Source organism: Sorangium sp. So ce281, from assembly GCF_051527395.1.
Taxonomy (GTDB): Bacteria; Myxococcota_A; Polyangia; order Polyangiales; family Polyangiaceae; genus Sorangium; species Sorangium cellulosum_B.
In genome coordinates this window covers 11,959,451-11,974,997 of record NZ_CP150322.1, presented here as the reverse complement: position 1 = coordinate 11,974,997, position 15,547 = coordinate 11,959,451, and the positions used below count along the sequence as shown (strand labels likewise).

Here is a 15,547-nt window from a genome sequence, read left to right as displayed (position 1 = left end):
GTGAAGGGACAGCCGGAGCGGCAGGCCCGGAGGCGGGCGTACGAAATTCGCCCGCGACGGCTCAAGAATCGCGCCCAGAGCATGCTGCGCTACCCGGAGCGGCGCCAGGCGGCGATCTGGAACGGCCGCGTTCGAGGCGTGGAACGAGGCGGCATCCCGCCGCACCTCGCCCGCGCCGGCAGCCTCCAGCGACACGTTGACCCCCTCGGACGTCACCTCCGGCGGACGCGATCGATCAACACGTGGGGCAGTGCATGCCGACAGGATACGGGCGATTTCCCGCGGAGCGAACAGCAGGAAGGCGCGATCTCACGCCACCAGGATCTCCACGGCCACGAGCCGGTCCTCGCGTGTCCCGTCACCGGCCTGCTCGTGCGGGTTCCAGCCCCAGAACCACGCCGTCAGTCGCGGCTGGCTGAATGAGACGCCAAGATATGTGCTATCCTGATGTCTCGTCATGGACGTTATCTTTCGACGCACCGGCGAGCGGCGGTACGCCGTCGTCGTGGAGGTCGCCGGCAAACAGCCCCAGGTGATGGATCCGGCGCCTGGGTTCGACGACCACATTCCGCACGACCTCGTCCACTACGTCGTGGAGGCCGAGCTCGGCTTGACGTCGGGCGTCTTCGGTCGTGCCGCGAGCGGCGGCGGCACCTTTATCTCGGCCGCGCTGGGCGGCAGCAGCCCGCGCGAACGGGCGCGCGAGCGGCGGAAGCAGCTGCGCCGGGAGACATCGCTTCGCAACGCGGACGAGGGCAGGCAGCACGACATGGTCACGTCGGAGCGCCTCGCCGGCGTCTGCGACCTGATCTGGAGGCGCCGCCAGGGGCAGCGCCCGGATGCCTCGCGGCCCGCGCCGCGCGAGTCGCTCTCGGGCGAAGATGCCCGGCGAGTCGATCGCGTCGTCGTCCGGCTCGAAGAGCTGGCGCCTTTGTGGAACCAGCTGCCGGTGGGCGGTGAGCTCGCCTTCACATGGCCGAGCGTCGTGCCGAGGGCTCCAGGCCGGCAAGACGAGCGCCGCGTCGTGTGATGTCGGCTCCGCGGGAGAGCTTCTCACTGACCCGGGCTTGTCGCTCTACGCGGCTGCTGAGGTGACGGCGGGGTGTTCCTCGGCGCGAGCGAGGTGTAGGATGCCCCCTTGAATCAGCCCACACCATCCGGCCCCGATCTGCTCGACGTCCTCGAGGCGCGGTTCGGCTTCCGCGAGCTCCGCCCAGGCCAGCGCGCGGTCATGGATGCCTTGCTTTCGGGCCACAGCGCGCTCGCGGTCTTCCCGACGGGCGGCGGCAAATCGCTCTGCTACCAGCTCCCCGCGCTCCTGCTCGACGGGGTCACGATCGTCATCTCTCCGCTGATCGCGCTGATGAAGGATCAGATCGATTTCCTCAGCGCGCGCGGCATCGCCGCGGTCCGGCTCGACTCGTCGCTGTCAGCCGACGACGCGGCGGAGGCGCACAGGGATCTGCGCTCGGGCAAGACGAAGCTGCTCTATGTCGCCCCCGAGCGGTTCGTGAGCGAGCGGTTCATGGCGCTGCTGAAAGAGCTCAAGATCGCCCTCTTCGCGGTGGACGAGGCCCACTGCATCTCCGAGTGGGGACACAACTTCCGCCCCGACTACCTGAGGCTCGCGGACACCGCCCGGGCGCTCGGCGTGCCGCGCGTGCTCGCGTTGACGGCCACCGCGACGCCCGGGGTCGTGCGCGACGTCTGCGCCACGTTCGGCATCCGCGAGGAGCACACGGTCATCACCGGCTTCTACCGACCGAACCTCGAGCTCCGCGCGACGGCGGTGAGCGCGCCCGCGCGCGACCGGGTCCTGATCGAGCGCCTGCGCTCCCGGCCGCCCGGCTCCAGCATCGTCTATGTCACGCTCCAGAAGACCGCCGAGCACGTGGCCGAGAAGCTCGCTTCTGCGGGGCTGCCGGCGCGCGCGTACCACGCCGGGATGGACGCGGCGGAGCGGGCGCGGGTGCAGGACGACTGGATGCAGAGCGACCGCGGCATCGTGGTCGCCACCATTGCGTTCGGGATGGGGATCGACAAGCCCGACGTGCGTTATGTCGATCATTACAATCTTCCGAAGAGCCTCGAGAGTTATAGCCAGGAGATCGGCCGCGCCGGCAGGGATCAGGCGCACTCGGTGGTCGAGGTCTTCGTGTGCGGCGACGATCTGCCGGTCCTCGAGAACTTCGCCTACGGCGATACGCCGACCGAGGACGCGCTCCGCGGGGTGGTCGGCGCGGTGCTCGCCGCGCCCCAGGTGGAGCTCGGCCTGCACGCGCTGGGGACGCGCCACGACGTCCGGCCGCTCGTGCTCCGCACCGCGCTGACCTACCTCGAGCTGATGGGCGCGGTCCGGCAGCTCACGCCGTACTACGCCGGCTACGAGGTGCGGCTCCACCGCAAGCTCGAGGAGGTCATCGCGTCGGTGAAGGGCGAGCCGGCGCGGTTCCTCGAGGCGCTCTTCGGCCATGCGAAGAAGGGGCGGGTCCTGTACGCGGTCGACCCGGCCGCCGCCGCCGCCGCGCTGGAGCAGCCGCGCGAGCGGGTGGTGCGCGCGCTCGAGTACCTCGAGCGGCAGGGGCTCGCGGAGCTCAAGGCGTCGGACATCCGGCACCGCTTCGTGCGCGTCGCCTCGGCGGACGACGCGGGCGCCCTCGTCGGCGAGCTCCTCGCGCGCTTCGCGAAGCGCGAGGACGCCGAGATCGGGCGCGTGCGGCAGGTGATCGAGCTGCTCACCTCGGAGCGCTGTCACGCCGCCGCGCTCGCCGCGTACTTCGGCGAGCGCCTCGACGCCGCGTGCGGGCGCTGCACCTTCTGCCGCACCGGCGTCGCCGTGACGCTGCCAGAGCCGGCGCACGCGCCGCCGATGCCGGTGGGGCTCGACGTCGCCGCGTTCACGGCGTTGCGCGCGGCGCACGCGGGCGCCCTGGGCCATCCTCGCCAGGCGGCGCGTTTCCTCTGCGGCCTCTCGAGCCCGGCGACCACGCAGGCCAAGCTCGCGCGCGATCCGCTCTTCGGCGCCCTCATCACACGCCGGTTCGCCGAGGTGCTCGACTGGTGCGCCGGGCTTCCCCGCCTCGCCGGCGCCGCAGCGGCGACCTGACCAAGGCCGGCGCCGCTCCCCTCCCGCAGCGCCGCCCTTCGGTCCAATGGTAGGTGCTCTAGGTGAATCTACCCATGGTGCTGGGCAGCATCGGGGCCTCGCAGCGCAGGACGCATGTTGGGCGGAGAGGAAGAAGGAAAAATTCACAGGGAGGCGGGGAGGCGGGGAGGCGAGAGATGGGGAGCAGTCGTTCGAACCATCAGGCTCGACGCCGACGGTTTCGGGCGGCATCGATGCGGGGCAGCTGGAGCCCGGAACCGAGGTGTCGGTGTGCACCTCGACGCAGGACCTCCCTGTGGACTCTCTCTTGCTCTGCCTCCCGTCCAACAGCCGCTGGTGCCGACCGTGCTTCGCGCGGCGGCACACCGGCAAGACAATCTGCTCGCGCACAACTGGCTCCGGTTACCGGGACGCTGCCAGCTGCTCGCGCACCACCGGATCCGGTTACCGGGAGGCTGCCGGCTGCCTCCGGACGACCGGATCCGGTTGCCGGGAGGCTGCCGGCTGCCTCCGGACGACCGGATCCGGTCGCCAGGAGGCTGCCAGCCGCCTTGGCGGCTGCCGTGGCGAGAGCCGGCCCGTGGCGCGGGACCTCGGCGCTCCCTACTGCCCGCCGGGGACGCAGATCGCCGTCGCCGAGCCCGCGCCCATGCACGAGAAGCCCGCCGCGCAGTCGGTGTTCGCCGCGCAGGGGAAGGCGCACTTGCCCACGGCCATGTTGCACTTGTGCGTGCCGCAGACCACGTCGCTCGTACACGGGAGCGCGAGCGGGCCCGGCTGCCCCGTCGTCGCCGGAGCGGTCGTGCCCGGCTGCTGGTACTGGCCGGGCTGCTGATACCCCGGCTGCTGGTACTGCCCCGGTTGCTGGTACTGCCCAGGCTGCTGGTACTGGCCGGGCTGCTGGTACCCCGGCTGCTGGTACTGCCCCGGCTGCTGGTACCCCGGCTGCTGGTTGTAGGCGTTGTACTGCGGATCCGACGGATCCTCGGCGTCTCGGCCCCGGCTGCACGCGGAGGTCAGGAGCCCGAGGCCTCCGAGGGCAAGGACGACCGAGGCGGCCGAGGGCGCGCAGGTGAACCACATGGATCGCTTCATCAAGGTCTCCTCGAGGTGCGGGCTCTCCCCGCGTGAGCGACGGGCCGGTGACGGCCCGCCGCTGAGATCTGAGCCCCGGCCCCCGGAGGAGGAACCGCAGACCCTTCGCCGGCGAGCGCCGCGCCGCGGGCCCGCTGGACACGAGCGTACCCCCGGTCGGCGGCCGCGCGCCCCTCAAAAAGGACGCGCCACCGCGCGCTCACCGCGCCGCAGCATCCTTGCAGCAACGAAAGCCCTGCTCGTAGCCGTAGTCCTCTTCCTTGTGGAACCCCACCGTGGGGCGGCAGCGGCCGCGCATGGGACCCCACCAACCGCCCTTCAGCCCGCTCCGCTCCGGCGACTTGCGGCCCGGCCGCACGACCCACTCGTTGATGTTGCCGTTGAGATCGTAGGCGCCGAACGGCGACACACACGCCGGCATCGAGCCCGCAGGCACGCGCTGATCGAGCCGCTCGAGCTCCGCCTTGCACTTGGGGTGCCGCATGCACCGCTCGTAGTGGTAGAGCGTCACCTCGCGCTGGCGAAAGGGCCGGTCGATGTTGCACTTGGTCGCGTCGCGGGCAAAGCCGTACGTGTACGGGAGCATCTCCTCGCCCTCGCAGGCGAAGTTGAACTCGTCCTCCGTGCAGAGGCGCTTGCTGACGCCCTCGCACGCCTTGACGGCCTGGCGCCACGAGACGAGCAGCGCCGGGAGCTCGCCCTTCCTGTTGGGCCACTCGTACCGGTCGACGCAGAACCGCATCGGCGCGCGCTTCTTCGAGAGGCACTCGCTCGGCCGCCTGTACTCGAGGCACCGCTCGCTGACGCTGGTCGGGCCCTCGTCGTGGGCCGTCGCCCGTCGCGCCTGGTCCTTCTCGTACTCCTTGTGGTGCTTCAGGCAGATCTGCTCGACCACGGGGCAGTAGTCGCCCTCGACGAGGACCATGTCGCCCGGGCACCCCTCGGAGCTGCCGGGCAGCCCCGCGCCGGGAGCGCCGCCGTCGAGGGCCTCCGCCGCGGCGCCCGGCGAGCCGCCGTCGACGGCTGCCGCCGCGGCGTCCGGCGCCGCCGCGGCGTACGACATCGCTGCCCCGGTGTCCGGCGGCTCCGCCGGGGTGTACGACAGCTCCGCCGCGGCATACGGCGGCTCCGCCGGGGTGTACGACAGCTCCGCCGCGGCGTCCGACGGCTCCGCCACAGCGGCGTCGGGCGGCGCCGGCTCGGCATCCGCAGCTGCGCCGGCGCGCTCGGGCCCTCCGGAGGCCACGGCGTCGATCCCCGCGGGCGGCGGGCTGTCGCAGGCGAGGATCGCGGCCGTGAGGCCGCAGAGGAAGGCGAGGCTGACCGCGCAGGGCCCGCGTGAGGCCCTGCGCCGTCGAGGTGGCGCGGCCGGCGGCGCGGCGCGGCGAGGGCGCCGGCTCATCGGCCGGGGGCGGGGATGACCTTGAGCGGCACCCGGGTCCCGCCGCGATCCACCTCGATCTCGACCTCGCGGCCCGGCTCGAGATCGCCGAGCGCGAACATGAAGTCGTGGATGTTGGTGACGGCGTGGGCGCCGATGCGCACGATCACGTCCCCCGCCTGCATGCCGGCGCGGGAGGCCGGCGCGTCGGGCCGCACGCCCGTGAGCTTCACGCCGGGCCCCTGGTACGCGTAGTCCGGCATCGTGCCGAGCGACGCGCGGAAGCCGCCGCGCATGCTGCGGTGGGGGTCGGCGGGCGCGTCGGTGAAGGCGAGCCGCGCGTCGCGCCCCGACAGGGCGAGCGCCATCCGCGCCGCGAGCACCGAGCACCGCGAGACGCCCGCGGCGTTGATCTTGTCCGCCGTGTCGCTCGGCCGGTGGTAGTCCTCGTGGACGCCCGTGAACAGGAAGGCGATCGGGACGCGCGACGCCGTGAACGACGCGTGATCGCTCGCGCCGAAGCCCTCGACGCCGAACTGGAGCGTGAGGCCGAGCCCGCGGGCGGCGTCGTCCACGATCGCCTTCCAGTCGGGCGAGGTCCCCAGGCCGTCGACGAGGAGCTTGCCGTCCCGCATCCGGCCGACCATGTCGGCGTTGATCATGGCCACGATCGGCTTCATCCCCGCGAGCGGCGCCGGCGGGTGATCGACGAAGTGGCGCGAGCCGATGGTGCCGAGCTCCTCGGCGCCGAACGCGATGAACAGGAGGTTCCGCGCCGGCCGCTCGGGGAGCGAGGCGAACCGCCGCGCCACCTCCAGGAGCATCGCCGTCCCCGAGGCGTTGTCGTCGGCGCCCGGGTGGACCGCATGCACGCCGGGCGCGCGCGAGAACGACGTGCCCCCGTAGCCGAGGTGATCGTAGTGCGCGCCGACGACGACGTACTCACCGGCGTGCGGCGAGCCGTCCCGCGCCGGGAGCAGGCCGATCACGTTCGACGCCGGCGCCATCCGCGCGGTGACCTTGGTCGTGATCTCGACGGTGGTGCCGCCGAGCGGCTTCGGCGCGGCGGCCTTGGTCGCGGCCGGCTTCACGGCCGCAGGCTTCGCCGCGGCCGGCTTCGCGTCTGCCGGCTTCGCGGGCGGCGCGAGCCCGGCCGCGGGGAAGAGCGCGCGGGCCGCGGAGCGCGAGATCACCACGGCCGGGATGCCCATGCTCGCCGCGTCGTCCGACACCCGCGGGAGCTCGTCGCCCGCCGCGACCAGGATCACCCCGGCGGCCTTGTGCTCGCGGGCGGTGCGGAGCTTGTAGCGGACGCTGCCGAAGTCGCGGAGCGCGTCCGCCGGCCGTGGAGCATGGTGATGAGGATCGGCGGGCGCAGCGCCGCCGGGCGCGCCGGCCTGCGCCGCTCCACCCGGGCCGCCGTCCAGCGTGGGCACGCCGTCGAGCACGATCGCGATCTTCCCCTCGATATCCCGGCCGGCGTAGTCGTCCCAGGACAGCGCCGGCGCGGTCACTCCGTGGCCGACGAGCACCGCGGCCCCCGACACCGTGCCGCTCGCGCTCCCGTCGGCCGTGACCAGCTTGCCGGCCTCGACGCTCTGCTTCCGGCCCGCGCGCTGCACCGCGAGCGCCGCAGGCGCCACGTCGGCGCCGACCCGCGCGTCGAACACCTGCCGGTACGCCTTCGCGTCGCTCCCCGGCCCGTCCAGCGGCGAGAGCTTGATCTCTGCGAACCGGCGCGCGATGAACTCGGCCGCGAGATCGGCGCCGGGCTCGCCGGTCCCGCGCCCCGCGAGCTCGGGCGACGCGAGGTACGCGACGTCCGCCGCGATCCGCGCCTCCGCGGCGGGATCGACCTCCATCGAGGCCGGCGCGGCGGGCGCCGGCGCGGCAGGCGTCGAGGCCGGCGGCGCGTCAGGCTGGCGGGGCGGCGCGGCCGGCGGAGCGCACGCCGCGACCGCGGCGAGCAGGCCGGCGGCGAGGCCGCGGCGGAGACCCCATGCGCGGGGCGACAGCGGGGCCGCGACGCGCCCGGCGATCACCACGGCGACGCCTTCTGCGCCGCGCGGACCAGCTCGAGCGCGCGGCGGCCGATGTATTCCTCCACGTCGGCGGGCGCGATGTGGCGGTCCTTCGCGAAGTCGAACTCGCGCGGCTTGCCGTCGCCGAACGTCACCCGGACGATCGCGGACTCCCGCAGGAGCTCGAGGGAGAGGCTGAAATCGCCGAGCGCGAGCCGGTGCTTGTCCTGCTCCTGGGCGAACACGATGGGCTGCCCCTTCTCCTGCAGCCTCTCGTGCGCGAACTTCAGCGACTCGGCCCCCTGCGACACGGCCGACTCCGCGGCCGCGAGCGCCTCGGCGACCCGCTTCTTGTGCCGCGCGAGCTCTTCCGCCTCGCGCTCCGCCTTCGATTTCACGGCTTCGATGAGCTCATCACGCCAGGTAGGCACAGTGCACCTCGGCGCGAACACTCTTCCGAAACGTGCGTTTTGTCCAGCCCGACACGCGCCGGTCACCCGACCACCCCGGCCAGCCCGACGCGCGCCGGAGACGGAAATGGCCGCGCTGCCAGCACAAAAACAGGAAGCCCGGGAGCTCCGGAGAGGACGACCCCCTCCTAGAGCGCTCCCGGGCTGCCTGCCCCTGGATCGTGCGCCGCGGCTTCGTGCGCGGGCCGATCCGCGCTGCGCGCCGGCCGCGCCGGACCGCGCGCCGCTACGGCGTGTCGGCGCCCCCGGCCTTCGCCGGGGCGAACTTGCTCAGGTCCTCGGCCACGGTGGCCTTCGGGTTCATGAGCTCGTGGAACGCGCGCTTCGCGAGCGCGCCCGTCTCGCCCTGCTCGTGCCGCAGGGCCATGAGCACGCCCTTCTCCTTCATGAACTTGAGCGTGTCGATCGCGCTCTTCTTCTTCGCGCCGTCGCCGCTCTTGGCCTCCTGGTAGAGCCGGTAGCGCAGCACGACGCGGGTCTCCGAGTGCGGGCCGTTGTCGTACTTCAGGTTGTCGAACTGGGCCTGGAGCCGCTGCCGCGCCCACTCCTGCGGCGCGTCGGCGACCTTCACCCGCGTGATCGCCTCGGCGTTCGCGACGTACCGGTAGAGGTTGCCGCGCTTGAAGTCCTCGTCCGACCAGTAGCCGAAGGCGCGGTAGTAGTGGTCCTTCAGGTCGTCGAGCGCCGACTTGTCGAAGTCGGCGTACATCGCGACCGTCCGCGCCGCGGTGTCGCTCGTGCCGCCGAGGATGAGCGCGAGCGCCGCCGCGTTCCGGACCTCGACGTCCTTGAGCTTCTCGAACAGCTGCCCCTGCACCGCCTCGTCGAAGCCGCCGATGCCGATGGCGCGCGCGATGGCCATGCGCACCCCGGGGTCGACGTCGGCCGTGAGGAGCGTGACGAGCTCGGCGGCCGCGCCGGGCACCGGCCGGAGCGCGAGCGACGACGCGTAGCAGGCGCCGATGAGCTGCTTGCGCGGCTCCTTCTTGCTCGCGAACTCCTTCGCCTTCTTCGCCACCTCGATCATCGTCTTGTCGTCGGCGCACCAGGCGAGCGACTCGCAGGCGGCCTGGCGGGCCTCCTCGTGCCACAGCTCGTCCTCGATGAGCTTCGTCAGCTTCTCCACCGCGCGCGGATCGCCCCACTCGGCGAGCCCCTGCGACGCGCCGTAGGCGACCGCGCGGAGCGCCATCCCCAGCATCGAGAGTCCCGCGCCCTGGAGCCCGTCCTGGGTGATGTCCATCTTCGGGTCCTTCTTCCGGCTGAGCTGCTCGAGCAGCCGCGGGTAGGAGGGCTCGTCCTTCATGCGCCCGATGTACCGGAGCGCGCTCTGCGCGGTCTCGAAGGCCGTGGGGAACGGCGGCAGCTGCCCCTCCTTGGGGAGCGGATCCGTCGGGAAGGCCCAGTCGCGCATGTCCTTCAGGATCTTCTCGGAGCGGACCGTGGCGAGGAAGCGCAGGCCGTTCGCGTGCGGCTGCGGGCGATCCTTGAGCCACAGGATGACCGGGGCCTCGGCCGCGGCCTTGAGCTCGGCGGCCTTGTCCGCGTGGATCGTGGCGAGATCGGCGAGCATGCGGGCGCCGACGACGCGCGGCAGATCGGTGCGCGACAGGTGCCCGCCCTCGTCCGCCTCCCAGAACTTCTCGAGCTTGTAGAGCTTGAGCGGGTCGGCCAGCAGCCGCTCGCCGAGGAACTTGGCGGCGCGGATGTCGCCGACCTCGGCGAGCCGCGTCCCCGCCTCGCCCTGCCAGTGCAGCGGCGGCTTCCTGGCCTCGATCCACTTCACGAGCGGGTCGGCCGACCGCGGGTCGGCGAGCTCGCGCAGCATCTCCATGATCTGCTTCGTCTGGAACCAGGTCGTCTCCTCGGGGTCCTGCTTCACGCTGTCGAGGGCGAGGACGAGCCCCTCGCCGCCGATGCCGTCGCGCAGCGCCTCGAGGAAGCGCTGGCGGCTGGCCTTGTCGGCGTTCGCGAGGGCCTCGAGGAGCGGGGCGCGCGCCGTCTCGTCGCCGATCCTCCCGAGGCCGTTCGCGGCCTCGCGCGCGACCTCGACGTCCTTGTCCTTCACGAGCGTGATGAGCGCGCTCGTCCACTTGGGCTCGGCGTTGCGCGACAGGACGGTCGCGACCAGCTGCCGCACCGACGGGCTCTCGTCGGTCGCGAGCTTCGAGAGCTCCTCGAGCGACACGAGGCCGGCGAGCTTCTCGGGGTCGAAGGCGATGCCGCCGCCGAGCCGCTCGACCTTCGAGAGGAACCCCTTCCTGTACTGGTCCATCGCGTCCTTGAACGCGGCCGGCTCCTTGAGCTCGACGAGGGCCCAGACGAGCTGGGGCCGGTCGCTCTCGTCCGCGACCTTGAGCGCCTCGAGCAGCGCGTGCTTGGCGCCGTCGGCCTTGGGCGAGCCGTAGTACGCGAGCACCTGCGCGGCGACGCCCTTCACGCGGTGGTCCGGGAGCGCGAGCGCGTTCTGCGCGTGCGTGACGCCCTCGGGGTCGTCGGCCCACGCGAGCTGCATGAGGGCCTCCTGCTGGAGCGACAGCTCGGAGCTCGCGGCGGCCCACTTGCGCCACAGGGGCAGCTGGTCCTTCTTGGGCAGGACGAAGATGTTCTTCTTCTCCTTGGAGACGGCGTCGACCGTCATCTTCTGGCTGTCCTGCTTGACGCCGAACCAGATGGCGCCCGCGGCGCCGAGCGCGACGAGGAGGCCGACCACGATCGACACGGGGCTGAAGCGCCCGCGCTTGAAGTTGCCGTCGTCCGCGAAGCCGCCGCCCCCGGGCGCCGGCGGGGCGCCGGGCAGATCGTTGTCATCGGGGGGCCACTTGGCCGCCCGCTTGGCCGGAAGGGGCCCCGGCGGCGGGCGCCGTCCGCGCGGCCCCGCGGGATTCTCTCGTGAAAGATTCGGACGATCGAGCATGGTTCCTCCAGCGCGCGGGCGACGACGTGACCCGAACGGCGGTGGCGTCGCGCGGCGTGCCGCGCTGCGCCCCCGACCCCTCCCGGCGGCGGCGGCGTCGCGCGGCGTGCCGCGCTGGGCCCCCGACCCCGGGCCAGGCGGCGAAGCGCCCGGCCGGTCGAGGCGCCGGACCGTACCAGAGCCGCTCGGACGTAGGCCCAAAGATTTGCTATGAAGCCCAGGGCCCGTATGGCCGAACCCCAGCCCGATTCCGGCAAGATTCTCTATCCTGCAGTCGCGTTGCTCATCGCCCTGAGCGCGCTGATTGGTCTTGTGATCCTGCCGCGCCTCGCGCCGGGGGCCTCGGGCATGGTCGGCGTGGAGGCCCCCGACGTGACGCTGCCGGTCGCGGCCAACGGCGAGCCCGGCGCGCGCATGCAGATCGCCGAGCTGAAGGGCCAGCCGGTGATCCTGGACTTCTGGGCGACGTGGTGCGGTCCCTGCGCGGTCCAGGCGCCGATCCTCGACCGGATCGCGCGCCGCTACGAGAAGAAGGGGCTCGTGGTGCTCGGCATCAACGTGGACGACCCGCCCCAGGTGGCCAGCCAGTACGCGCTCAAGAAGGGCCTCTCGTATCCGATCCTGATCGACGACGCGAAGGAGGCCTCGGCCCACTACGGGGTGGACAAGCTGCCGAGCCTCGTGGTGATCGACCGGCAGGGGAAGGTCGCGGCCTACCTGACGGGCGTCGTCGACGAGGCGAGCCTCTCCGAGATCATCGAGGCGGCCCTCTGATCTGGCGCGACGTGCCCGTCTCGGTAGTGCTCGAAATCGAACATGAAGGCGGGAAGGCGAGAAGAAAAGATCAATGATCTTCCCGCCTTATCGCCTTCATGTGAATTCTCTCCGGGCAAATGTGAGCACTACCCCCCTCTCGCTCCACGTGCCTCCTCCTTCCCGTCCCTTGCACCTCGTGCTGGCGGCGCTCGCCGCCGCCGCGCCGGCCTGCTCCCGCGGCGACGCCGATCGCGGTCGCGACGCCGGCGCGCCGCCTCCGGCCAGCGCCTCCGCGCCGCCTTCGGGCCCGGCGGCCTCCGCCCCGGAGGCGCCTGCCCCTCGGGCCTCTGGCGAACCCGGCGCGCCCGATGCGGCCGGCGGCGACGCCGGCGCGCCCGGGGCGGTCGGGGATCCGATGGCGACCCACCACGAGGCGCGCGAGGATCTGGTGCGGCTCTTCTCGCTGAAGGAGTTCTCGGAGCGAGAGCGGAAGCTCAAGAACCCCGAGCTCTTCCTGGAGAAGAACTTCGGCGGCGGCTCGCCTGCCCGGCTCAACCAGGGCAACAAGGAGCTCGCGCGGCACACGCGCTCGAAGGAGCAGTGCCTGGAGGGCCTCCGGGGCGTCGTCCTCCAGACGGAGGAGCAGCGCGCCCGCTGCGGCGGCCACGACAACATGGTGCCCGTGTACAGGCGCGGGAAGCCGGCGTCGGCCGCGTTCTGCATCGACATCTTCGAGTTCCCCAACAAGCCGTGCGAGCTGCCGATGGTGTGGGCGAGCCCGACGCAGGCGGCGGCCGTGTGCAGCCTGCAGGGCAAGCGCCTCTGCACCGAGGACGAGTGGAGCCTCGCGTGCCGCGGCGATCCCGAGGGCGGCAAGCCGAGGACGTACGCCTACGGCGACGAGCTCGATCTCGCCGTCTGCCACACGCAGACGCCGCACCGCGACATCGACGGCAAGCCGTGCGACGGCGACACCGCGCGCTCTGCCTACCAGACCTGCGCGACCGACACCGAGCCTGCGGGGTCGTTCCCCGCGTGCCGCTCGCGGTTCGGGGTGTTCGATCAGCACGGCAACGTGGCCGAGATCATGACCCGCCGCGACCGCGACGACGGCAAGCTGTACAGCCAGCTCAAGGGGAGCGCCTGGTTCTACGTCGAGGTCGCCCGCGAGCACGACGCCCCGAGGCCGAAGGGCCGGGAGACCTACCCCGACCACTGCGCCTACAGCCCGCGCTGGCACGTCGAGCCGATGGAGGACGCGTGGCACGCGAACTACCACCTCGGGCTGCGGTGCTGTAAGACGATCCGCTGACATGGCACGCCCGGCGCGCGCGGCTGGCTCGCGCCCGCGTCGACGGGTACCCTTCCCCCGCGATGGCGATGCAAGCGCTGGCGCCTCGTGCACGGATCGCCCGCGGCAACTCCGGTGAGGGCCGCTGGGAGCTCGCGACGCGGCCCCCGGCGCCTCACCTCCGCCCGTACATCCGCGACTACAGCGGCTACACGGAGGAGACGCCCGGGCCGCTGCGGCGGCGGGAGCTCCCGGCGCCGCAGATCGTCGTGATCATCGAGTTCGGACCGCCGCTGCGCGTGTTCGACGCGGGGAGCGATCGCCGCCATTCCTCGCACCCCGGCGGCTTCGTCGCGGGCCTCGACGCCACCTTCACGATCACCGAGCACGACGGGTTCCAGCGCGGGCTCCAGGTGAACCTCACCCCCATCGGCGCGCGGCTCTTCTTCGGCGTGCCCATGGAGGAGCTGACCGGGCGCGTGATCTCGGCGCGCGATCTGCTGCCCAGGAAGCACGCCCGGCTGGCGGAGCGGCTCGAGGAGCTCCCGACCTGGGACGCGCGCTTCGACCTGATCGAGCGGGCGCTCGGCGAGCGCGTGGACGAGGCGCGGCTCGAGGTCGGCGTGGTCTCGTGGGCGTTCCGCCGCATCGAGGAGCGCGGGGGCGCTGTCGACATGCGCGCCCTCGCGCGCGAGCTCGGCTACAGCCAGAAGCACGTGATCGGCCTGTTCCGCGAGCACGTCGGCGTCCCGCCCAAGCTCCTCGCGCGGCTCGTGCGCTTCGACCGGCTGGTGCGGCACCTCAAGACGGGCGCCACGGGGACCTGGGCGGAGCTCGCCCAGCGGTTCGGCTACTACGACCAGGCGCACCTCGCGCGGGACGTGAAGCAGTTCAGCGGGACGACCCCGACCCGGACGCGCGCGGCGCTGATCGACGTCGCCGGCATGAGCCCGTAACGGGCGAGCGCTCTTCGGGCTTCGGGCGTCGGGCGCGCCGGGTGGAACGTGGGACTCCCTGTACGCGGCGAGGGCGGCGCTGGCGTGGAAAAGCTGCGCGCGCCGTTTGCGGAGAAAAGGAATCTTCTCATCGAACGTAGACCGGTCTGAGCAGCGCAGTCGCCCGGAAGGCGCCCGCGCCCAGCGCTTCCAGGCGCTGTGGCGTCGCCCGGAGGGCCGCGCGGGCGTGCTCAAGGTGAAGGTTCTGGTTCGTTCAAGGAGATCTCGACATGACACGGATGAAGCTTCTCGGGTTTCTGATGGCTGGTCTCGCGCTCGTGGCTTGCGGCGATGATGAGGGTGCTGGTGATGGCGGTAGCGGGAGCGACATCGAAGGCAAACAGCTCGACGCGCTGACGGCCGAGGAGGCCGACGGCCTGTGCGACGACCTCCGCGGGCAGGCCGAGACGGTCTCGAAGGAGGACGCGTGCGAGGCCGAGGGGGTGCTTGCCTCTTTGTTCGGAATGGAGTGCGAGACCACCAAGCAGGAATGCATCAGCGCTCCGGAGGAGCCCGAGGAGACGGGCGACCTCGACGAATGCGGAGCGTCCCAGTTCGCCGGCTGCACCGCCACGGTCGCGGAGGTCAGGGCCTGCGTGGACGCCATGGTAGGCACCATCAAGGCGCTGACGTGCGAATCGACGCTCACTGACCTCGCGCAGAAGCCGGCGGCGTGCGCCGCGATCGAGGAGAAGTGCCCGGGGGCCTTGGGCGGAGGGGAAGAGGAAGAGGAAGACGAGAGCGAGGGCTGACACTCCTGAGCACAGCGCCCGCCCCGCCGCGCGGCTCGGTCTCGCTGGCACGAGCGCGCGGCGGGGTAAAATCTTTACAAGACCGCCGGCGTCGCCTTCTCCAGGATAGGCTTCGAAGGAGAGCGAACACCATGTCGAGCCGGTCTCCCACGCCTTCCACGCCTCCGCCTCCCGCGCATGTTCCTCCTGCGCTCCGTTCCGAAGAGTTCCAGAGGCTCGCGCTGTCGCTGCCCGAGGCCGAGGAGCAGGACCACTTCGGCAAGCCGTCGTTCCGCGTGCGAGGGAAGATCTTCGCGACCCACTGGGTGGCGGAGGAGCGCGCGGTCCTCAAGCTGTCCCTCGAGGAGCAGGACAGCCTGGTGCAGGCGCAGCCCGACGTCTTCTCCGTGACGCCGTGGGGACACCAGGGCTGGACCCGGGTGGAGCTCCGCCGCGTCGACCGGACGCTCCTGGAAGAGCTGCTCGTGGGCGCCTGGCGCCGCGTGGCGCCGAAGCGCGTGGTCGCGCAGTGGGACGCGGGCCGCAGCGGGGAGCCGGCGGCGCCGCCGGGCTCTCCCTCACGTCCCCGGAGACGCCGGCGCGCGACGTGACCGGCGCCGGGACGCGCAGTCCGGAGAGCGCCTCGGCCGCGCGCGGCGAGCCCCGGGCCGGAGGCTGCCGTCCATGTCCCGATGGTGAGGAAGGAAAGTTCGATCCTGGTCGTAGTAGGTTCACGCGTGGCGCGCCTGCCCGATCGACGAGGCAGCCCGCCCGCTTCGTCCGG

13 protein-coding genes are annotated in these 15,547 nt (G+C 72.3%); 7 read left to right on the top strand and 6 right to left on the bottom strand.

Annotated features, from left to right (window positions below):
• Positions 1-309: 309 nt before the first annotated feature.
• Positions 310-459: a hypothetical protein gene (locus WMF27_RS45955; RefSeq protein ID WP_437762541.1), complete on the bottom strand. Its 150-nt coding sequence runs from the start codon at positions 457-459 to the stop codon at positions 310-312.
• Here WMF27_RS45955 and WMF27_RS45950 point away from each other — a divergent pair.
• Positions 458-1,030, top strand: coding sequence for a hypothetical protein (locus tag WMF27_RS45950; protein WP_437762542.1), 573 nt, complete (start codon positions 458-460; stop codon positions 1,028-1,030). The two genes, WMF27_RS45955 and WMF27_RS45950, sit on opposite strands and share 2 nt — an antisense overlap.
• 108 nt (positions 1,031-1,138) lie before the next feature.
• Complete coding sequence (locus tag WMF27_RS45945; protein WP_437762543.1) at positions 1,139-3,106, top strand: RecQ family ATP-dependent DNA helicase; 1,968 nt, start codon at positions 1,139-1,141, stop codon at positions 3,104-3,106.
• A 603-nt stretch (positions 3,107-3,709) separates the two neighbouring features.
• On the opposite strand, the gene WMF27_RS45940 is transcribed toward WMF27_RS45945, so the two are convergent.
• From WMF27_RS45940 to WMF27_RS45920, 5 genes are all read right to left on the bottom strand, one after another.
• Positions 3,710-4,201, bottom strand: coding sequence for a hypothetical protein (locus WMF27_RS45940; protein ID WP_437762544.1), 492 nt, complete (start codon positions 4,199-4,201; stop codon positions 3,710-3,712).
• A gap of 199 nt (positions 4,202-4,400) precedes the next feature.
• Positions 4,401-5,603: a formylglycine-generating enzyme family protein gene (locus tag WMF27_RS45935; protein ID WP_437762545.1), complete on the bottom strand. Its 1,203-nt coding sequence runs from the start codon at positions 5,601-5,603 to the stop codon at positions 4,401-4,403.
• Entirely contained in the window at positions 5,600-7,627 is a 2,028-nt protein-coding gene (locus tag WMF27_RS45930; protein ID WP_437762546.1) for a M20/M25/M40 family metallo-hydrolase, read from the bottom strand. Before WMF27_RS45930 ends, WMF27_RS45935 begins: the two co-directional genes overlap by 4 nt.
• Positions 7,621-8,001: a hypothetical protein gene (locus WMF27_RS45925; RefSeq protein WP_437762547.1), complete on the bottom strand. Its 381-nt coding sequence runs from the start codon at positions 7,999-8,001 to the stop codon at positions 7,621-7,623. Before WMF27_RS45925 ends, WMF27_RS45930 begins: the two co-directional genes overlap by 7 nt.
• A 298-nt stretch (positions 8,002-8,299) precedes the next feature.
• On the bottom strand, positions 8,300-10,990 hold the full coding sequence (locus tag WMF27_RS45920; protein WP_437762548.1) for a HEAT repeat domain-containing protein: 2,691 nt from the start codon (positions 10,988-10,990) through the stop codon (positions 8,300-8,302).
• Between the two features lie 228 nt (positions 10,991-11,218).
• Between WMF27_RS45920 and WMF27_RS45915 the strand changes: the two genes are divergently transcribed.
• The 5 genes from WMF27_RS45915 to WMF27_RS45895 all read left to right on the top strand — a co-directional run bounded on the left by WMF27_RS45915 (position 11,219) and on the right by WMF27_RS45895 (position 15,374).
• Positions 11,219-11,764 carry a TlpA family protein disulfide reductase gene (locus tag WMF27_RS45915; RefSeq protein WP_437762549.1) on the top strand — a complete coding sequence of 182 codons (546 nt, stop codon included), beginning with the start codon at positions 11,219-11,221 and terminating at the stop codon, positions 11,762-11,764.
• 121 nt (positions 11,765-11,885) lie between these two features.
• Positions 11,886-13,058 carry an SUMF1/EgtB/PvdO family nonheme iron enzyme gene (locus tag WMF27_RS45910; protein ID WP_437762550.1) on the top strand — a complete coding sequence of 391 codons (1,173 nt, stop codon included), beginning with the start codon at positions 11,886-11,888 and terminating at the stop codon, positions 13,056-13,058.
• 62 nt (positions 13,059-13,120) lie between these two features.
• The gene (locus WMF27_RS45905) at positions 13,121-13,993 is read left to right on the top strand and encodes a helix-turn-helix domain-containing protein (protein WP_437762551.1); all 873 of its coding nucleotides are present in this window, start codon (positions 13,121-13,123) and stop codon (positions 13,991-13,993) included.
• Positions 13,994-14,262: 269 nt separating this feature from the next.
• Positions 14,263-14,784, top strand: a complete 522-nt coding sequence (locus WMF27_RS45900) for a hypothetical protein (protein ID WP_437762552.1) — start codon at positions 14,263-14,265, stop codon at positions 14,782-14,784.
• A 131-nt stretch (positions 14,785-14,915) separates the two neighbouring features.
• Complete coding sequence (locus WMF27_RS45895; RefSeq protein WP_437762553.1) at positions 14,916-15,374, top strand: MmcQ/YjbR family DNA-binding protein; 459 nt, start codon at positions 14,916-14,918, stop codon at positions 15,372-15,374.
• The last annotated feature ends 173 nt before the right edge of the window (positions 15,375-15,547 follow it).